Below are 19,855 nucleotides of genomic sequence, written 5' to 3'. Positions count from 1 at the left end.
CGCCTCAGCAGACATAGTTCAGCCCCAAGCGGCCGCCATCGACATAGATGGTTTCACCGGTCACATAGCTGGCCTTTTCAGACGCCAGAAAGGCAACGACATCGCCAATTTCACGCGCGCTGCCCATACGCTGCAGCGGGGTGCGCGACATCGCCATCTTCATGGCTTCCGGATTGGCATTTACGCCGGCCATCATCTCGGTGTCGATCGAACCCGGCCCCACGGCATTGACGCGGATGTTATGGGGGGCCAGCGCCAGCGACATGGCCTTGGTCAGCTGCATGACGCCGCCCTTTGACGCGCAATAGGCCGGAATTGCCGGGATGGCGACAACTGCGTTGATCGACGACATGTTGACGATCGCGCCTTCAATGCTGTTTTCCACCATTGTTCTGGCAGCCCGTTGCGATGCCGCGAAGACACCGGTGACGTTGACGTCCATCACCTTTTGAAAGTTCTCCAAAGAGTAGTCGAGGAAATTGCCGGGCAAAGCGATGCCCGCGTTGTTCACCAATGCAGTGACCGGCCCCAGCTCCTGTTCGACCCGGTCGAACATTGCTGTGATCTGGCCGGTGTCCCCCATGTCGCAGACCATGCCGAGGTGTCCGTCACCCAGTGTTTCCGCGGCAGCCATCACCGCGTCTTGCTGGATGTCCGAAAGCACCACGCGGTAGCCGTCCTCAGCCAATGCCTCGGCACAGGCGTAGCCGATCCCCTGGGCAGCGCCCGTTACAAGAGCAATTTTCTGTGTCATCGTCGCGTTTCCTTAAAGTTCCAGCCCGTAATCGGCTTTGGCTTGATCTTCGGTGATGTATCCGGCTTCGAGATCGGCACGGACCTGATCCCGGTCCCGGTCCCGCGGGTCGCCATAGCCGCCGCCGCCAGGCAGGCTGAGTTTCAGGCGTTTGCCGTTTTCGATCTTCTGGCGGCCTTTGCCGCGCAGCTTGGAGCCATCCGACAGCTCAACCGCGCCAGGGCCGCCTGCGCCGCCGCCGTCCCGCCCACGCGCCGGATTGGCGATGCGGTCAAACATGGCGTTGAAGTAGAAGTCGTAGCCGTCTCGGGCTTCAATCTCGATGGTCTGGCCAAGGCCGCCACGAAACTTGCCGGCACCACCGGAGCCCTCCCGCAAGTCTTTGCGCCAGACAGTGATCGGGCCGACGTGTTCAGTTGCTTCCACTGACATCGTCGACACGCCCGAGGGGAAGGCGGTCGCCGACATGCCGTCAAGCGCGGGACGCGCACCTGTGCCGCCGGAATTGAACATCAGAACCTCGCGGTTCGGCAAACCGCTGCCGGGATCGGAGGGGCGTGCGGAAATCTGTATGTTCCACAGTGCCGAGGCGCCTTCGGCAGGAACCGTGTCCGGCATCGCCTGATGCAAGGCGCCAAGAACCACGTCCGGCACCAGATGCCCCATGACGTGCCGGGTTGAGACCGGCGCCGGGCGCTTGGCCGCTAGGATGCAGCCCTCCGGCGCGGAGATTTCGAACGGCAGCAGCGATCCGGTGTTGTTTGGCACTTCCGGCGCGATGGCACACTTCAGCGCATAGCAGGCGTAGGCCCGGGTATAGACTTCCGGACAGTTCACGCCGAACTTCGACATGCCCGAGGTGCCGGTGAAATCGGCTTTGAGCTGCGCACCTTCAACGGTGAGCGTGACTACCATATGCACCGGCGCGTCATAACCGTCCACGGTCATCGACGCGTGATACGTCCCGGACGGAACCTTCGAAATTGCCTCCAGCGTCGCCTTACGGCTGCCCTCCATGATGAAACCGGACAGCCCGTCCAAATCATCTATGGCAAATTCGTCCATCATGTCCTGCAAACGTCTGTTGCCCGCCTCGTTGCAGGCCGCCAGCGAATACATGTCCCCCACCGTCTGGTCAGGCGTGCGTACATTGGCTCGCACCAACTGGATCAACAAGCTATTCACCGTGCCGCAGTCCGCGAATTTGGTGATCGGGATCAGCAATCCCTCCTCGAAAACCTCTCCGGCATCCGGGCCGAAGCCGCGGCCACCGATATCCACGACATGCGCGGTGCAGGCAAAATAGCCGATGTGCGTTCCCTTGCGGAACACCGGCGTGACCACCGTGATGTCGTGCAGGTGGCCGGTTCCCATCCAAGGATCGTTAGTGATGAAAACATCGCCTTCGAAGGTGTTTTGCACACCGATTTCCCGGGCGAAATGGGTGACGCTTTCAGCCATCGCATTCACATGGCCCGGCGTGCCGGTCACGGCCTGGGCCATCATCCGCCCTTGGCGGTCAAACAGCCCTGCGGACAAGTCGCCGGCTTCACGCACGGAGGTCGAAAACGCAGTTCGGATCAGCGTCGTTGCCTGCTCTTCCACCACCGCGATCAAGCGGTTCCACATGATTTGGTAGTCGATCGGGGATACGCTCATTTTACCGCTCCTTTCCTCAGCAGCAGAAGGCTGCCGTCGCCCTGTCCGATCACCGAATAGGCACTGGTCACGATGGTCGAGGTTTCGTTCTCAACAACAACCGCGGGGCCTTCAACGATGACACCCGGCGCCATTGCGGACCGCTCAATTTCCTGCGCGGTCACGGTCCGCCGCTGCGCGGCATCGAAGAAATCGCGGGTTTTCCCCGGCGCCAGCGGCAAGCCGGTCAGATGGCGTCCCGCTTTGGCAACGTCCGGCAGGACCGAGGCCACCGTCAGGGACCAGTTGGTGACTTCGACGGCCAGGTCGTCGATGATCCGTCCGAACAGCGTGCGGTAGGCTTGCTCAAAGGCTTCCAGCAGCATGCCGCGATCCCCCGCCTGGAATTCGCGGTACGGCAGAACAACCGGAATTTCCCAGCCCTGCCCCGAGTAGCGCATGTAAGCGGTCAGCTTGGTGCTGATTTCCGCATCCGCTGCCCCTTCGGCCACAAAAGCCCGGGCCTCGGCCTCCAGCTCCTTCAGGGCCGCATTCACGCTGCTGGCTTCGAATTCATCGAGACGCTGGAACAGCCCGCGCGACGCTTCATAGCTGAAGGGTGCCTTGAGGAAGCCAATCGCCGAGCCCACCCCGGCGCCGGGCGGGATAATCAACGCTTCAATCCCAAGCTTTTCGCACAGGCGGCAGGCATGAAGCGGCGCGCCGCCGCCAAAGGCGACCATGGTGAAATGCTCAATATCGCGGCCGTTCTCCACGGTGTGGACCCGTGCAGCATTGGCCATGTTTTCATCGACCATTTCGGTTACGCCAAAGGCAGCATCCGAGGATTCAATAGCCAGTTTCGCGCCAAGCCGCGAATGCAGAGCCTGATGCGCATTTTCGGCAGACAGCGGAATGGCACCGCCGGCAAAGTTATCCGGATCCAGCCGGCCCAGTGCCAGGTTGGCATCAGTGACGGTGGGTTCTTCGCCGCCCCGCTGGTAACACGCCGGCCCCGGCTCGGACGCTGCCGACTTCGGACCCACCTGAATGCGGCCCATAGCATCGACAGAGGCGATGGAGCCGCCGCCCGCGCCGATCTCGACCATTTCAACAACCGGCGTCGAAACCGGCATGCCCGAGCCTTTCTTGAACCGGTAAGTCCGCGCCACCTCAAAGGTATTTGCGGTCTTCGGCGTGCCGTTCTCAATCAGGCAGATCTTGGCGGTGGTGCCGCCCATGTCAAACGACAGCACCTTGTCCAGCCCATGCGCCAAGGCAAAATCAGCTGCAAAGATGGCACCACCGGCAGGACCAGATTCAAGAAGGCGCACGGGTTCGGCGCTTGCAGTCTCAACCGAAATCAGGCCGCCGCCTGAGTGCATCATGAAAACCGGCGCCTGGATCCCGGTGTCCCGAAGGCGCGCCACTAGCCGCCCAAGGTAGTCCGCCACCTGCGGCTGCACATAGGCATTGGCGATCACCGTGTTGAACCGCTCGAATTCGCGCATCTGCGGCGAGATCACCGAAGAGATCGAAACCGACAGATCAGGCGCCGCCTTACGCAGCGCCTCGGCCATCATTTGCTCGTGGGCCGGGTTCGCATAAGCGTGCATAAAGCCGATGGCCACGGCCTCATAACCGCCATCCAAGACGGTTTGCACCATGGCATCCACCTCAGCCTGCTGAAGCGCAAGCAGAACTGAACCATCCGCAGCAACCCGCTCGTTTACGGTGAAGCGGTCCTTACGCGCCACCAGCGGGGCCGGCAGAGTCAGGTTCAGATCGTATTGCTCAAAGCGGTTTTCCGACCGCATTTCAACCACATCCCGGAAACCTTCCGTGGTAATGAACGCCAGTTTGGCGCCCCGCCGTTCGATCAGCGCATTTGTCACCAGGGTAGTGCCGTGGATAACCTGGCCGATCTCTCCAAGTTCGATAGCAGCCGCCCCTGCGGCCCTTTCAATACCATCAAGAATGGCTTGTTCAGGCTGGCTGTAATTGGTGAGCACTTTACCGGTGCTCAAGCCGCCCGGATGCTGCAGCGCAACGTCGGTGAACGTGCCGCCGATATCAACACCAACACGGATATTCGGATTGGACATATCTGGTCCTCGTCTCAGAAACTCTTGATCAGCTGGTTTGCCGCAAAGGCCGTGTGGTAGAACCTGGTCTTCAGCGTCCGGTTGCTGACTGGTTCAAGCGGCGTTACAGGCACCGGAAGCGTATCTTCGCCCGCACCGGTTATCAGTCCCGCCAGGGCCTTTCCGAACATCGTCCCGGTGGTAATGCCCCGCCCGTTGTAGCCGACCGGCGTGTACAGGCCGTCGGCCAGCCGGTGGATGTGGAACAGATGATCGGGCGTCATGGCGATTTGCCCGTGCCAGGCATTGTCGAACTCCACCTTGCCCAGCTCCGGGAACAGGCGTGCCAGGTTCTTCTCCGCCCAACGCCGCGACAGACCATGCTTGCCGCCATGCACAGCCCCCATCGAGCCGATTATCAGCCGTCCAAAGGCGTCCCGGCGCAGCGAAAACATGATTGGATTGGTGTCCCACAGTCCCTGCCGCTCAGGCAGAATGTGGTTTGCGCGGTCCCCCAGCGGCTCGGTCGAGAGCTGGAAGAAGTGAATCATCGTGTAAGTCTGGCGCAGCCCTGGCCACAAATCGTCCGAATAAGCGTTGGTGCCAAGAACCACGTATTTGGCCGTTACGGTCCCCCTGCCGGTTTTTACCTTCCACAGGCCACCCTGGCGGCTCAGTTTTGTCACCCGCACTCCAGTGGAGATTTTTGCACCTGCGGAAGTTGCCGCGCGGGCGAGGCCACGGGCGTATCCCATCGGGTTGATCGTCCCGGCCCGGTGATCCAGAAGGCCCCCGAAAAACTTGCTGGTGCCAGTCTTCCTTGCCACCTCTTCCGCGCCAAGAAGATCAACCGGTGCGCCCAGCCGCTGCCATTCCTGGGCTCGGCGGGCAAGATCATCGAATCCCTTAGCTGAATGCGCTGCGTGAATGGTGCCAGTACGGGTGGCCTCGCATTGGATTTGATGTTTCTCGATCAAATCGAAAACATACTCCGGCATCTTGCCGAGACGATCGATAAGCTCGCTTCCCTTGGCCTTGCCAAGCCGGTCATGCACATCCTGCGGCGGCAGCCAAAGGCCTGCATTCACCAGGCCGACATTGCGGCCCGACCCGCCGTAACCCACATGCTGCGCCTCCAGAACCTGGCAATTCATACCTGCCTCCGCGCCATGCAGCGCGGTGGAAAGCCCCGTGAAACCTCCGCCGACAATTGCCACGTCGCAGGTCAGATCGCCGTCCAGTCCGCCGTCATGCACCGGCTCGGCCGCAGACATGTCCCAAAGTGAAATGGCCTCATTCTCAGGCACAGGTAGCCTCCTTGCAAATTTCTATCCAGCCCTGACGCCAGGCGTGGTCTCCGGATGCCTTGCAGCTTGATGGAGATCTCTTTGTGTGTCAATATTCAAAAAGTCTGTTCTATATTGCAGTACAAAAGGAGGGACACTCATGCCTGAACTGAAAACTTCGGTCAAAGAAATGGTAGCGGCCGCACGGGCGCGCATCGAAGAGATCGAAACTGCCGATCTCATTGCGATGGCAGATGACCCGAACGTGGTAATCGTGGATATCCGGGATGTGCGCGAGCGGCAGAAACTCGGCTATATTCCCGGCAGCTTCCACTGCCCCAGAGGCATGGTGGAATTCTGGGTCGACCCGCAAAGCCCTTATTTCAAAGAGATCTTCAACGAGGACAAAAAGTTTGTTTTCCACTGCGCCAGCGGGTGGCGCTCAGCGCTGACGGTGGCGCTGCTGCAGGACATGGGTTTTGACGCCGCCCACCTCAAGGAAGGTTTCTCGACGTGGGAAAAACAGGGCGGACCATTGGAAATACCGTCAAGCCGGCCCTGACCCGGACACCGCGCGCGCGGGCTCAGATCTGCTGCAGCCTGTGCGTCACGCTTTCAGCCGCCATCTTAACCAGATCGCAGATTCGCTCCTGGTCGCCCGGCTCCAGATTGATTTCGGGAACCGACACACCCAGCGCCCCGACAACCTCACCATCCGGCAGCGAAATAGCCGCCCCAAAGCTGCGGATACGATCCCGGAATTCACCGGTGTCGATCGCATAGCCCCTGCCCTGCGTTGCCGCCATCTCCTCGTCCAGGAACTTGATCGAAGTAATTGTCCTGTCCGTGAACTTGGTCAGGTTGCCAATCATGCGCTCTCGCATACGCCCATAGGATGCCGCCAGGATCGCCTTGCCCGTGCCAACACAATGAATGGGTGCGGTGCCCGCCACAGGGTTCCAGGATCGGATCGGCTGTGTGCTGTCAATTTTGTCGATGTAGACCACATTCAACCCGTCCTGCACGGCAAGGTAAATCGCCTCTCCTGTCTTGGTAGAGAGCATCTGCATTGCTGACCCGGCAACATCGCGAAGATTGAAATTCTCGACCACGGCCCGGCCCACCTGCCAAGTCTTCAGCGTCGCACGGTAAAGCTTGTCTTCAGTTGCCTGAACGTAGCCCAGAGCGGCAAGTGTCTGCAGAAGGCGAAATACGTTGGACTTTGTCAGCTCCAGCTCGCGGGACAATTCCGAAACGCCTTTTGCCCCCTTTGCAGCTGTCAGCGCTTCAAGGACCATAAGCCCCTTCGACAAGGTGCTGTCCAAACGCGGCTCCTTTTTCGGCGCCGCTGCTTCTGCCTGCTCGTTCACCTGCGTCTCCCCTGGAAATCACTCCCCGCAACTGTCCCTCATTTTTTGCGCGAAGTACACTCATCCAATTCGCAAAACCCGGGCGGCTCATGTACCGTGACGGCCTCCGGATCTCCAACATATTTCCGCACCTCGACAAAGGCCGAATGCGAGGCCGGCCCCTGAGCCAGGCGCGATGTACGCAGGTCGTGAGTCAGCACATTCGGGTTCCCATGCCGGTCGCGGCGGCGCGGATCAGCATAATCCGGGTCGTGCCAGGCGCCCGTCCACAAGAACACCATTCCCTGTGATATGTCCCGGGTTACCCTGGCACCAGCCAGGCAAGCCCCCCTGCCATTGAACATTTCGACGATGTCACCATCCGCGATACCGCGGGCACGGGCATCTTCGGGATGGATTAGTACAGGCTCCCTGCCCTGGATCTTCCGCGACAGGCTGTACGCGCCGTTGTCCAGCTGCGAATGCAGCCGGGTAGCGGGCTGCCCCGAAAGCATGGCAAGCGGCCACTTCCTGCTGCTGCCATCCGACATCCCCCTCGGCTGCGCCCACACCGGGTGGCCGGGACAATCGTCATAACCGAAACCATCAATAACCGCAGAGAACAGCTCGATCCTGCCGCTTGGCGTCGGCAAAGACGACGCAACCGGGTCAGCCCGGAATTCCGCAAGGAAGACCTGTTGCGGTGAGGCATCAGGCATTTCGATCATATCGCCCGCCATGAAGGCCGCCCAATCCGGCAAGCCGATCCCCTCCCCTGCGGCAGATTGAACGGTCCGGCTCCACATGGACTGCAGCCAGTCCTCTTCGCTGCGCCCCTCACTGAACGCTTCCAGAACTCCCATCCGCTCAGCCAGCGCACAAAAGATGTCATACTCCGTGCGCGCCTCGCCAGCCGGCGGCACCAGCGCGGGGCTTGGGATCAGGCAGTTGTCCTGCTTTCCCGCGATGAAATCGCGCCGTTCTTCAGGTGCTGCCACCGGCAGCACGATGTCTGCATGGCGTGCAGTCGCGGTCCAATTCATTTCGTTCACCACAACCGTTTCCGGCCGCTGGAACGCCTCATGAAGGCGGTTCAGATCCTGATGATGGTGAAACGGATTTCCCCCCGCCCACCAGACCATGCGGGTATCCGGGAAGGTCCGGGACTGCCCGTTGTAGTCATAAGGAGCTCCGGGGTTAAGAAGCATATCCGCGGACATCGCAACCGGAATGAAATCCGTTACCGGGTTTTCTCCCTGCGGCAAGGCACCGGGCCGCAGCAGCCGGTCCATCACGCCCACCGACCCGTTCACGCCGTATCCGATTGTATAGCCGCCGCCGGGAAGCCCGATCTGTCCCAGCATCGCGGCCAGCGTCACGGTCATCCACAGCGGCTGCTCGCCCCAGTCCGCACGCTGCAGCCCGGCCGCACAGCTGATCATCGTGCGCTTTGCCGCCATTTCACGGGCCAGGCCGCGAATCCAGCCCGCCGGGACGCCGCATTGTGTCTCCGCCCACTCAGCGTCTTTGGCGACCCCATCCGTTTCGCCGCCCAGATAGGCCTCTACCCGTTCAAATCCCACGGTGTATTGTTCAAGAAAGGTAAGATCATGCAGGCCTTCTTCAATCAGCGTCCGGGCCAGCCCCATCATCAGCGCAACATCAGTGCCAGGCCGCGGCGCCACCCATTCCGCGCCCAACACCTCATCCGCATCACTGCGCAACGGGCTGATATTGACCATCCGCACGCCGTTCTTGGCACACTGCTTTAACGAGGCGGCAATCCTGTGCTTGCCCAAGCCGCCGTCTGAAATTTGCGTGTTGCGCAGCGGAATCCCCCCGAACATCACCAGCAGATCACCGTGCTCAGCTATGACATCGAACCGCGTGGCTTCTTTGACGTGATCCCGGAAGTTTCCAACGATGTGCGGCAGCAGAACCAGCGCCGCGTTATAGCTGTAGTTCCCCTCCGACCGGACAAACCCGCCCAACGTATTCAGGAACCGCTTGAGCTGGCTCTGAGGATGATGGAACCGCCCGGCACTGCCCCATCCGTAAGAGCCCCCGAAAATAGCCGCATTTCCATGCTCTCGCCGCACACGGTCTGTTTCCGCCGCCAGAAGGTCCAGCGCAGTAGGCCAGTCCACCTCAACAAAGACATCCTGCCCGCGCTCGCCCGCTGTTGCGCTGGGGCCATTTTCCAGCCAGCCCTTGCGTACCGCAGGGCGAAGCACCCGGGCCCGGCCGTTCAAGCTTGACGCAATATTGCCGTTGATCTCCGAGGGGGCCGGATCCTGCGGATGCGGCGAAACACCCGTCAGTTTGCCATCTTGGATCTGAGCTAGCCCAGGCCCCCAGTGGTTGCACACCAAAGCCATTTTAGAAGCGCGGCTATCAGGCATCATTTGTTCCATTATTCAGCACATATTTTTTATATATTGACACGTATACTTCCGGGCGTCATCCTCTTTTCGTCTTTTTCGGGATGGACCTCATGACCAAAACAACGCCGGATCTATCAGATTCCCTTGTACATCTGGGCCGGGGGCCCAAAACCGCCGGGCGCCCGGTGAATCTTCCCATCACGCAAGGCTCGACCATGCTGTTTGACACGCTGGCCGAGTTTGAGGCCGCGCGCGAAGCACGCTATCAGCCGGAAACCCTGTACTATGGCCGCTACGGCAACCCAGCCAGTTTCGAGCTGGAACGCGCAGTCGCCGCGCTCGAAGGAGCTGCAGGCTGCATCACGGTTTCCGCAGGGCTGACGGCCGTGACACTTGCGCTCATGGGCGCGGCCAAGGCCGGGGACCACATCCTGGTGGCCGACAATGTCTATGCACCGACGCGCAGCTTCTGCGACACGGTCCTGGCCCGCTACGGCGTGGAAATTTCCTATTTCGATCCGATGCAGGATGCCGCGCCGCATTTCCGGCCCAACACGTCAGCGGTCATGTTCGAGGCCCCCGGCTCAGGCACGTTCGAAGTTCCCGACATATCTGCCATCGCCGCAACGGCCAAGGACAACGGTGCCGTTTCCATCATCGACGGCACCTGGGCGACACCTGTCTTTTGCCAGCCGCTCAAACTGGGCGCGGACGTGGTGGTGCATTCCGGCTCCAAGTACATCGGCGGCCATGCCGACAGCATGATCGGCTTCATCGTCTGCAACGCGGCCACCTATGGCCAGATGCGCAAATCGGCGCTGGCCTTTGGCGACAAGGCAGGTGCGCAGGATGTGTTCCTGTCCCTGCGCGGGCTCCGCACGTTGGAAATGCGCATGAAAGCCGCAGAAGCCGCCGGGCTGGAGATCGCCCGCTTTCTGCAGGACCAGCCGCAGATCAGCCAAATCCTGCACCCGGCCTTTCCCGATTGCCCCGGGCACAGGAATTGGAAACGCGAATTTTCCGGGGCCGCCGGCCTGTTCAGCGTCGTGACCAAACCCTGCCCGGACGAAAAACTGCATGCTTTTGTGGATGCGCTTGACCTGTTTGGCATCGGGGTAAGCTGGGGCGGCTTCGAAAGCCTGGTGCTGCCGGTTGCACCGCTTCGCACGGCAAACCCCTGGACTGATGAGGGCCGGGTCATCCGCTTCAATATCGGATTTGAAAACACCGACAGCCTTAAGGCCGACCTGGCCCGGGCACTGCCGCTTCTGGACTGAGGACACCGCAATGCACAATAAGATCGACCACTTCGCCATCGGCGCCGATACCCTTGAGCAGGGGCAGCAGGCGCTAGCGGCCATTCTCGGCGTGACGGTGCCCAGGGGCGGCAAGCATGACGCCATGAGCACGCACAACTGTGTCATGCAGTCGGGCAACGAAAGCTTCCTGGAAATTCTCTCCATTGACCCTGAGGCGCCCGAACCGGGACGCGCCCGCTGGTTTTCCCTGGACGAGGACGTCACCCGGTCCCGCATTGCCGAGCGCCCGCGCGCTTTGTGCTGGGTTGTCGGCACCGACGACCTGGACACCGTGATTGCCAACAGCCCGGTTGAACTGGGCGAGGTGGTTCTGTTCACCCGCGAGGAACGCTCCTGGCGGCTGACGGTTCCCTTGGACGGCCATCTGCCCGAAGGCGGACTGCTGCCTGCGTTCATCGAATGGTCCCCCGGCCCGCATCCCTCAACCGGCCAGCAGGATCTGGGTGTCAGCCTTACCTCCGTCGTGCTCAGCCATCCTGAACCCGAAAGGCTGACTGCAATGCTCAAAGCCCTGCAGGTGGATCACCTCGCACAGGTTGAAGAAGGGCCCGCCGCCCTGGCCTTTGAACTGAAAGGCCCGAACGGCCCGGCCCGCATCGACTAAACCCTGCCAAGCGGCGCCCCGGCAACATCCGCGGCGCCGCTTTCCTGTTGGAGGACCCCAATGACAACCCGACCCGAAGTCACCCCGTTTTTTGACGCGGGCAGCAATACAATCTCCTATGTGGTACGCGACCCCGCCAGCTTGTCCTGCGCGGTCATAGATTGCGTGATGGATATCGACTATGCCGCAGGCCGGCTGAGTTTCGAAAGCGCTGACAAGATCATCGCCTTTATCAAGGACAGCGGCTATGCGCTGGAGTGGCTGATCGAAACCCATGTCCACGCTGATCACCTGTCAGCAGCTCCGTATATCCAAGGCGAACTCGGCGGCAGGATTGCCATTGGCCAAGGCATCCTGACCGTGCAGGAGACGTTCGGCAAAGTCTTCAATGAAGGCACCGAATTTGCCCGCGATGGTTCGCAGTTCGACGTGCTGCTGCAGGACGGGGACACCTACAGAATCGGCACCATGACCTGCACCGCGCTGCACACGCCCGGGCACACGCCCGCCTGCATGACCCATGTCGCCGGAGACGCCGCGTTTGTCGGCGACACCCTCTTCATGCCCGATGCCGGTTCGGCCCGCGCTGACTTTCCCGGCGGCGACGCGGGCCAGCTTTTCGACTCCATTCAGCGGGTTCTGGCGCTGCCGGACAGCACCCGCCTGTTCATGTGCCATGACTACGGCGGCAATGGCCGCAGCATTGAATGGGAAACCACCGTGGCCGAGGAAAAAGCGCAGAATATCCACGTGGGTTCCGGCAAGTCCCGCGACGACTTCATTGCCATGCGCGAAGCCCGCGATGCACAGCTGGCAATGCCGCGGCTGATCCTGCCATCGCTTCAGGTCAACATGCGTGCCGGCGAAGTCCCGGCAGACCCCGACGGCAATCCGGTGCTTAAAGTGCCGGTCAACGCGCTCTGACCCCCGGATAGCAGCAAGAAAAATGGCCGCCGGAGAGTTCTCCGGCGGCCTTAGTTTACGGGAAAGAAGATTGGAGCCCCGTTGGTATTATCAGTGCTTTGCGACTGCCATCCGGCGCTTCAGGTATTCACCGTACTGGCCAAGGGAGAAAATGAAGCTCCAGTAGATCAGCCCGACAAAGGCATAAACTTCCATATAGTAAGGCGCCCACTCACCGGTGCCGAACGCAGCATTTGCAGAAGCCAGGATGTCGAAGAACCCAATGATGATGACAATCGCGGTTTCCTTGAAGGTCACAACCACCATGTTGATGGTCCCCGGCAACGAGTGCCGGAACACCTGCGGCAGCACAATCCGGCCAAGCACCTGAAGGCGCGAGAGGCCTAATGCCTTGCCGGCTTCGAACTGCCCCTTCGGAATGGCTTGGAAACCGCCCCGGAAGACTTCAGCCTGATAGCAGGCGAAGAACAGTGCAAAGGCGATAATGACGCGCCAGATCTTATCCCCCTGCAGCCAGCTTGGCAGCAGGATCGGCACCACCACAGCAGCGGTAAACAGCGTGGTCAGCAGCGGCAGAGACCGGATGAAGTCAACCAGCAGCGACGCCGCGCCCCGCACAACAGGCAAATCCGAACGCCGAGCCAATGCCAGCCCCAGCCCCATCGGCATCCCCAGCAGGACCACGGACGCGAACAGGAACAATGTGAGCGACAAGCCGCCCCATTGGTCCGTCGTGACCTGTGTCAGGCCAAGCAGGCTGCCTTCCATCAGCAGGAAATAGGCTGCAAACCCGCTCACCCAAAGGGCCGCCAGCCGTTTGCCCGACCACATCGCCGGCAGGCAGGACAAAGCCACCGTCGCAATGATCGCACCGCAGGCCAAAGTGGAACGCCAGTGTTCCTCATAAGGGTACAGCCCAAACAGGATCAGCCTGTGGCGGGCCGCGATCACCGACCAGCACGCACCCGTTGCGTTCTTGCACTCCGCAGCCTGATCCGCGCCCCAGACTGCGCCTACAAAGGCCCAGTCGATCATCTTCCAGACAATCCACAACAGAACCAGCAGCAGCGCAATGTTGAGGCCCGCCATGTCCGGCGAGGCAAACACCCGCTTGCGCAAAGTGATGCCAACCCGGCTGATCCAGGTCTTTCTGGTCAGCGCAGCACCTGAACCGGTGCCGTTTGCAAACTCGCTCACAGCCATATCAATGCGCCTTCAGTTGCAGCCGCGCATTCAGCCAGTTAACCAGCTGCGCGATGGAATAGTTGATACCCAGAAAGACCGCCATCAGGATGCCAATCAGCTCCAGCGTCTGCCCGGATTGCGTGATCGAGGTTGAAATCAGCATGAAAAGGTCGCTGAACCCGATCGCGACACCAATGGTTGTGGCCTTCATGATAAAGATCCACTGGTTGCCAAGCGGCGGGATAATGGTGCGCAAGGCCATCGGCAGCTTGATCCGGAACCAGATGTCCTTGCTGTTCAGGCCAACAGCTTTGCCCGCCTCCACCAGCCCCTTGGGAACCTCTTGCAGCCCGCCCCGGACAACCTCGGCAATATAGGCCGATCCATACAGAACAATCCCGAGGATCATCGCCACCAGCTCGATTGACACGATGGTGCCGCCCACAAAACGCAACCCCTGAAGCTGCGGAGCAGTCACCAGCGGCGCACCCTCCGGCCGGGTGGCAACGGTGGCCAGCAGCAAAAGCACCGGCACGGTGACGAACCACGCCTTCAGCCTCTGGCTCGCGCTCCAGGCGGTGAGCCACCGCATCAGGAACGGCATTGCCACGGCTACGGCAAGCACCAAGGCCCCCGCCATCAGCGACAGGTTCAAGGCAGGGATCATCAGGCCGCGGTTCGACAGGAACGCCACATCGAACATCGTGATTGCCTGCCGCGGCCCTGGCAGGTGGATCAGTACCGCATACCAGAACACCAGTTGCAGGATGAGAGGTATGTTGCGGAACACCTGAACAAAAACCGTTGCCGCGGCGTTCACGCCAAGCCCGCGCGCATCCCGCGCCGTCCCGATGGCAAATCCCAGAACAGTGGAGAGGATGATCGAGATCAGCCCCAGGAACACCGTGTTCATGATCCCGATTGTCAGGGTGCGGGCATAGGTGTCGTCAATGGAGCGCTCAATCAGCGAGAAGGAATAGCTCCACCCGGTGGATCGCTCCAGAAAACCAAAACCGCTAGACAGCCCAAGCTCTTCCAGGTTCGCGCGGGCACTGCTGACCGCCCCAAAAATAACCATTATAGCAAGGACCAGGAGAACGGCTTGCACAACAATCCGTTTCTGGCGGTTGCGCTGCCGCTGCTGTGTCATATCCATGTTTGCCCCCTTCGGCACGTCCGAGGGGGAGATCAGGCCGCATGACATAGGCATTTGCCTGACCTCCGGTTACGTTGCAGATCAGTCGAGGATCGGCGAATACAGCACGCCGCCGTGGCTCCACAGATTGTTCAGCCCGCGATCCAGCTTGTACGGCGAGTTGGCGCCAAGGTTGCGGTCGTAAATCTCGGCAAAGTTGCCAACAGCACCGATCATTTCGCGTGCCCATGTGTCGCGCAGGCTCAGACGCTCGCCAATACCCGGGGTGTTGCCCAAAAGGCGTGCAACGGTCGGATTGGGCGGGTTCGCAGCCATCTCTTCGACATTGGCCTGCGTCACGCCATGTTCCTCGGCAAGCAGCAGCGCCGCCAGCATCCAGTTCACGGTATCCACAAAGCTCTCATCGCCCTGGCGCATGGCCGCCGCAATCGGCTCGCTCGACAGCTGATCATTCAGAATGGTATGCGCATCCGGGTTTTCGATTTCGGTCGCACGCAGGACCGCCAGGTTCGGACCCCAGCCGGCAAATGCGTCGCAACGGTTTGCCAGATACGCCGAGCGCAGCTCAGCGGCCTTTTCGTAGGACACCATTGTGTGTTCAACACTGATGGTCTTGAGATAATCAGCCACGATCCGTTCGATGGTGGTGCCTGCTTCCACACAAACAGTACCGCCAGCCAGGCCGGTGGCATCGCTGATGCCAAGGTCGCCATGCGCCATCAGCTGGGTGCCGCCAAAGAAATAGGGCAGCGAGAATTGCAGGCCCAGCTCCGTATCGCGCCCCATCGTCCAGCCGGTGGCCTTGATCACGATGTCGACATCGCCGGACTGCAGCGAAGGAAAGCGCTGCGCCCAGCTGAGCGGGACGATTTGCGCCTTGGAAGGGTCGCCCAGAATTGCCGTGGTCAGTGCCCGGCACAGGTCAATGTCCAGCCCCTTCCACTCGTTTTTGTCGTTCACTTCAACGAAGCCGAAGTAGCTGCCGTTGTGGCCCGAACACATGAGCGTGCCGCGCTCCTTAATCGTTTTGACTGTTGCGCTTTCCGCCAGCGCCGTTGTTCCAGCCGCTCCGGCAACTGTCATCACACCCGAAGCAAAAATCGCCTTCATTGCTTTGCCAAACATTGTGGCCCTCCCATATTGTTTCATTATTCAGCACATTTGTTCTATTTATTAGCATGGTTACAATCCCAATCCTGTGTCAAGAGTTTTCTTCAAGCCAAAGCCGCCGCGCTTGAGACCATTGTGTGTTTTTGCTAGAAAATGAGCTTTTGCACGCCGCGCGAATGAATGCCTTGCCGCATGTGAGCCCCGAAACCGGAAGCAAGGCAGCAGTATGCAAACGCCGACACTCGCGGACATCGGCCGTTCTCCACCCGCGGACAAGCCTGCAAGAAATCTGGTTTCCGAGCGGCGTAGTTGGCGGAGCTGGGAGTTCAGGCGGAGCTATTAGTCCCGCCCCTATTCGATACATAGATTGAACTCTGAACCGTCATTGAATGCATCACAGCTTTCACCTGGCCGTGAGCATTCTTACCGTCCAGGACGGCCCGATGCTGACATTCGGAATCTTCGGTGTGGAAACCCGCTATGGCGTTTCTTGTAATTCCTTACAGCAAACTTTTCAGGTCAGATCCGATGTCTGCAACTCGGGCGGGATTCGGTGACTTTCCAGCTTCGATCAACCGTTTGGCCACCATGCAGGCACGAGGATCGTTGATGGCGTCGACAGCCGGCAAAGCTTTCTGCTTAAAACACCAGAACGACAGACCAGCGCCGTTCGCTTTGCGGTCAACGATGGTGTCGTCCCCTGTCGAAAGCCCAACGATCTGCAATTTGATTTCGTATTGGTCAGACCAGAACCAGGGCTATCGCCAGATAGGGCAATGGATTACCCGCAATACTGGCCGCTGCAGTTTCAGCCTGATCAATGGCATTGCCAACGCTCTCCAGCCGAATTCTGCTGCTGCCATGTGGAAACGAAGCGCAATCACCCGCCGCGAATATGTCGGGTTCAGAAGTCCTGCAGAATGCGTCCACGGCAAGTTCCTGGTTAGGGCGGATGCCGATCCCGGCGATGACAATGTCCACGTCTATGCTGGATCCGTCAGACAACACCGCTCCGGAAACCGTGCCGTCGATTTCTTTTAGCTGGTCCAGCATGACACCTTCCCGAATCTCGACGCCATGGTCTTGATGCAACAGGCGAAAATAGTCGGAGGTTTCGGCTGAGGCGACGCGTTGCAGGATGCGATCGGCGGCCTCGACAAGCACAACCTGCATCCCAAGGCCGACTGCCACTGCATCGGCCAGATCGCGCATGCAGAATACGCCATTCAGGGCGCTACCGATTTCATCAGGCAACCGGATGGGGCTTGCTCCTGTCGCTAGCAGTAGCTTGGAGTATGGCAATGATGATCCATCCTCCAAATACACCGATTTGACTGAAGGATTGATCTTTTCAACCCGGCAAGACGTCTGAACGCGATGTTCTCATCATTGTAAAGGCTCTCGGGCCGGAAGAAGAGGCGTTCACGATCCATCTTTCCCAGAAGATACGCATTGGACAAAGGTCGTCTCTGATAGGGGGGCCGGTCCTCCTCTCCGACCAGGGTGATGGAGCTATTTTCCCGGGCGCGCAGTTTTGCACAAAAGGCAAATCCTGCCTGGCCTGCCCCGATCACGACAATATCGGCGCCGTTGTGCGCTGAGATATCCACCATGTTTCTATCCTTCCTTTGCAAACGTTTCCGCCAAGCCGCTTGCTTCAGGGCTAAGCCAGACCGGCGATACTTCTCGGAGCTGCGCTCACCTGGCAAGCACCTTCTACTTTCAGTGGCGGCGCGAGCGTTCGGAGCAAGAAAGGCTGCTCACCGTCTTGTTTGGGGAACTACTAAATCTGAAGCAGCACTATTTTTTGCGTCCTCAGAATTGCCGGGTAGCCTGTCATCAAGGGCTGATGTCCTTGCTTTAAAGATATCACGTTACGGTTCACTAGCGTTTTCGGGCAGCGATCCTTCGCATCTGGGTTTCCTAAACGACAACGACATTCGCGATCTAATGCAACTCGCTTTGGTCATCCGGAACACCGACTACTCCATTGACCTCGCCCTTGAGCTGCATGCGGAACGAAAACGGTGCAAAGACCCCATGTTTCAATAAAATAAGGGGTTTGAGAAACTGGCGCCACCTGAAGAAAGGAGGTGGTGATGCTGGACGGAATGATGCCGGAAGAGGTGAAGGTGTGGGGGTTCACGGTCCCAGTTTCCTCATCCGGGCGGCGCAAGTGGCCTGATGCGCTCCGCGCTAAGGCTGTTCAAAAGATCCTGGCTGGTGCCGGAATCCGCGAGACTGCCGAGGAGATCGGGGCCAATAAATCTCTGGTCGCTCTCTGGGTTAAGAAGGCTGGTACTTCCGGGAAGAGCCCGACTTTTGTCGAGGTAATAGCTCCGGCGGCCCAGCGGCCAATCGAGGCCCCTCACGAGAATGGACCCGTGGCTGCAAGCAGCACCTCCTGCCGGATCAGTATCGGAACGGCAGCAATCGAGATACCTCCTGGCTATCCTACCGATCATTTGGCGGAAGTTTTGCGCGCCGTGAGGGCGGCACAATGATTTCTCCTGCCAGCAACTTTCGGATTTACCTCGCCTCGGAGCCGGTCGATTTCCGCAAGGGTATGGACGGGCTTGCGGCCTGTGTGGCTAACAATTTCGAGCTTGATCCCTATTCAGGGGCGATTTACGTATTCCGCTCCCGGCGCGCCGACCGGCTGAAGATTCTGGTCTGGGATGGCTCCGGCCTTGTGCTGATCATGAAACGGCTGACCGGCAAACGCTTCACCTGGCCGAAACCCCAAGCCGGGCCTATCATCTTGAGCAAAGTTCAGTTCGACACCCTTTTCGAAGGGATCGATTGGACCCAGGTGGCAGCATCAAACAGCCGCAAGCCCGTCTTCCTGTAAACCCAAACAACAGCTCCTTGTTGAGCGGCTGGAGCGTTCCCGGCCGGCAGTCCAACCTTGCCAGAGGTCTTACTCCGATGCCCCGCATCCCCTTCATCGAAGCCCGGTTTTTCAGCCCGGAGGACACCACCTACTCCCTGGAGAAACGGTTCGTACAGCACCTGCGCGACCTGCGAAGCCGGAAGCTGCCAGATATCAGCGCTGGTGCGGAGGACGAAGACAGCAGTGAAAGAGCCGCAGGGCGCCGCCACTCCACCAGCCCCAGCGAACAGGAAAGAGTGCGGATCAAACACCGTGCAGACCTTCTTATCGAGCGCCGGAAGGCAGCTTCTGGCATGGGACATCTCACCCGGGAGCACCGGGAGCGACTTGCGGTGCTGCGGGATGGCGTCAGGCTGGCAGCGATCGCTACTGAACACCGGGCTGATGAACTGGCAGCCGAACTGCATGGGGAGATGCCCTGGATGGCTCCGGCGACGGAAGCCGTGTGGCATGCGATGCGCCGGTCCGTGCGCGAAGGATGGCCGGGCCTGCGTATGCCGCCCTTTCTGCTGGATGGGCCGCCCGGTATGGCTGCGCTGGTGCCCGCAACAAGGGCGCTGCGGTCTGCACCAACCGCGCCACCATTGGCCGGGCAGAAGTGGAAGAGCGGGTGCTTTCCGGGCTGAAGCAGCGGCTTCTGGCACCGGACCTGCTGGCGCAGTTCGCGGAGGAATACCGCAAGGCCTTCAACGACGCCGCCGTGGGGGCCTGCCAGGACCGGCAGAAGGCCGAACGCTCCCTCAAGAAGGCGGAGAGCCGGATCGCCAACATCCTGACAGCCATCGAGGACGGCATGTACACCGCCTCGATGAAGGACAAGATGTCTGAGCTGTAGAGGGAGAAGGCCCGCCTGGAGGCGGTCATCGCGGACAACCCGGAACCCCTTGCCCTGCGGCTTCACCCGAGCCTGTCGGCGCGGTACCGGGAGCTGATCGAAGATCTGGCTGGGTCCCTGAATGCGCCAGAGGTGCGGCGGGAGGCGACCGCGTCGCTTCGCGCGTTGATTTCGGAGGTGCGGATGGTTCCGGAGGCTGATGCCCCGGGCGGGCATCAGCTTGAACTTGTTGGGGAATTGGCTGGCCTGATGGCTTTGGGTCGGCCGGAATCGAAAAAGCCCCCGCTGTTTGCGGAGGCTTGGTCGGAAACGATGGTTGCGGGAGCAGGATTTG

16 protein-coding genes and 1 pseudogene are annotated in these 19,855 nt (G+C 60.2%); 7 read left to right on the top strand and 10 right to left on the bottom strand.

Annotated features, from left to right (window positions below; all coding sequences use genetic code 11):
* Positions 1 to 4: 4 nt before the first annotated feature.
* From RA19_RS24310 to RA19_RS24295, 4 genes are read right to left on the bottom strand one after another with little or no spacing between them, the layout of a single operon-like run.
* Entirely contained in the window at positions 5 to 754 is a 750-nt protein-coding gene (locus RA19_RS24310; RefSeq protein ID WP_039168066.1) for an SDR family NAD(P)-dependent oxidoreductase, read from the bottom strand.
* 12 nt (positions 755 to 766) lie between these two features.
* Positions 767 to 2,413 carry a hydantoinase B/oxoprolinase family protein gene (locus tag RA19_RS24305; protein ID WP_039168065.1) on the bottom strand — a complete coding sequence of 549 codons (1,647 nt, stop codon included), beginning with the start codon at positions 2,411 to 2,413 and terminating at the stop codon, positions 767 to 769.
* Positions 2,410 to 4,497, bottom strand: coding sequence for a hydantoinase/oxoprolinase family protein (locus RA19_RS24300; RefSeq protein WP_039168062.1), 2,088 nt, complete (start codon positions 4,495 to 4,497; stop codon positions 2,410 to 2,412). Before RA19_RS24300 ends, RA19_RS24305 begins: the two co-directional genes overlap by 4 nt.
* A gap of 14 nt (positions 4,498 to 4,511) precedes the next feature.
* On the bottom strand, positions 4,512 to 5,783 hold the full coding sequence (locus RA19_RS24295) for an NAD(P)/FAD-dependent oxidoreductase (RefSeq protein ID WP_241479145.1): 1,272 nt from the start codon (positions 5,781 to 5,783) through the stop codon (positions 4,512 to 4,514).
* A 139-nt stretch (positions 5,784 to 5,922) separates the two neighbouring features.
* Here RA19_RS24295 and RA19_RS24290 point away from each other — a divergent pair, with 139 nt between their 5' ends.
* A complete protein-coding gene (locus tag RA19_RS24290) occupies positions 5,923 to 6,324 on the top strand; it encodes a rhodanese-like domain-containing protein (protein WP_039168052.1) in 402 nt (133 codons plus the stop codon).
* 22 nt (positions 6,325 to 6,346) lie between these two features.
* On the opposite strand, the gene RA19_RS24285 is transcribed toward RA19_RS24290, so the two are convergent.
* Positions 6,347 to 7,132: an IclR family transcriptional regulator gene (locus RA19_RS24285; RefSeq protein WP_052262043.1), complete on the bottom strand. Its 786-nt coding sequence runs from the start codon at positions 7,130 to 7,132 to the stop codon at positions 6,347 to 6,349.
* 38 nt (positions 7,133 to 7,170) lie between these two features.
* On the bottom strand, positions 7,171 to 9,513 hold the full coding sequence (locus RA19_RS24280; RefSeq protein ID WP_241479144.1) for a molybdopterin-dependent oxidoreductase: 2,343 nt from the start codon (positions 9,511 to 9,513) through the stop codon (positions 7,171 to 7,173).
* Positions 9,514 to 9,605: 92 nt separating this feature from the next.
* On the opposite strand from RA19_RS24280, the gene metC reads away from it, so the two are divergent.
* Genes metC through RA19_RS24265 form a run of 3 tightly spaced genes read left to right on the top strand, consistent with a single transcriptional unit; the run spans position 9,606 to position 12,342 of the window.
* Positions 9,606 to 10,772 (top strand): cystathionine beta-lyase, encoded by a 1,167-nt coding sequence (gene metC, locus RA19_RS24275; protein ID WP_193748330.1) that lies wholly within the window; start codon positions 9,606 to 9,608, stop codon positions 10,770 to 10,772.
* 10 nt (positions 10,773 to 10,782) lie between these two features.
* On the top strand, positions 10,783 to 11,418 hold the full coding sequence (locus RA19_RS24270; protein ID WP_052262040.1) for a VOC family protein: 636 nt from the start codon (positions 10,783 to 10,785) through the stop codon (positions 11,416 to 11,418).
* Positions 11,419 to 11,478: 60 nt separating this feature from the next.
* On the top strand, positions 11,479 to 12,342 hold the full coding sequence (locus tag RA19_RS24265; protein ID WP_039168050.1) for an MBL fold metallo-hydrolase: 864 nt from the start codon (positions 11,479 to 11,481) through the stop codon (positions 12,340 to 12,342).
* A 90-nt stretch (positions 12,343 to 12,432) separates the two neighbouring features.
* On the opposite strand, the gene RA19_RS24260 is transcribed toward RA19_RS24265, so the two are convergent.
* From RA19_RS24260 to RA19_RS24245, 4 genes and pseudogenes are all read right to left on the bottom strand, one after another.
* Positions 12,433 to 13,545, bottom strand: coding sequence for an amino acid ABC transporter permease (locus RA19_RS24260; protein WP_082020673.1), 1,113 nt, complete (start codon positions 13,543 to 13,545; stop codon positions 12,433 to 12,435).
* A gap of 1 nt (position 13,546) precedes the next feature.
* A complete protein-coding gene (locus RA19_RS24255; RefSeq protein WP_193748329.1) occupies positions 13,547 to 14,683 on the bottom strand; it encodes an ABC transporter permease subunit in 1,137 nt (378 codons plus the stop codon).
* 81 nt (positions 14,684 to 14,764) lie between these two features.
* Entirely contained in the window at positions 14,765 to 15,808 is a 1,044-nt protein-coding gene (locus RA19_RS24250; RefSeq protein ID WP_082020671.1) for a transporter substrate-binding domain-containing protein, read from the bottom strand.
* Between the two features lie 485 nt (positions 15,809 to 16,293).
* Positions 16,294 to 17,406: pseudogene (locus RA19_RS24245) on the bottom strand (NAD(P)/FAD-dependent oxidoreductase).
* A 486-nt stretch (positions 17,407 to 17,892) separates the two neighbouring features.
* Between RA19_RS24245 and RA19_RS24240 the strand changes: the two are divergent.
* From RA19_RS24240 to RA19_RS27550, 3 genes are all read left to right on the top strand, one after another.
* Positions 17,893 to 18,297, top strand: a complete 405-nt coding sequence (locus RA19_RS24240) for a transposase (RefSeq protein WP_039168047.1) — start codon at positions 17,893 to 17,895, stop codon at positions 18,295 to 18,297.
* Positions 18,294 to 18,644 carry an IS66 family insertion sequence element accessory protein TnpB gene (gene tnpB / locus RA19_RS24235; RefSeq protein WP_039168046.1) on the top strand — a complete coding sequence of 117 codons (351 nt, stop codon included), beginning with the start codon at positions 18,294 to 18,296 and terminating at the stop codon, positions 18,642 to 18,644. Before RA19_RS24240 ends, tnpB begins: the two co-directional genes overlap by 4 nt.
* A gap of 520 nt (positions 18,645 to 19,164) precedes the next feature.
* On the top strand, positions 19,165 to 19,521 hold the full coding sequence (locus RA19_RS27550) for a hypothetical protein (protein WP_241479143.1): 357 nt from the start codon (positions 19,165 to 19,167) through the stop codon (positions 19,519 to 19,521).
* Positions 19,522 to 19,855: the final 334 nt, after the last annotated feature.

This window comes from Leisingera sp. ANG-M1, assembly GCF_000813745.1.
In the GTDB taxonomy this organism is placed as follows: domain Bacteria; phylum Pseudomonadota; class Alphaproteobacteria; order Rhodobacterales; family Rhodobacteraceae; genus Leisingera.
The sequence above is the reverse complement of the archived record's forward strand: the minus strand, read 5'-3'. Positions and strand labels throughout refer to the sequence as shown.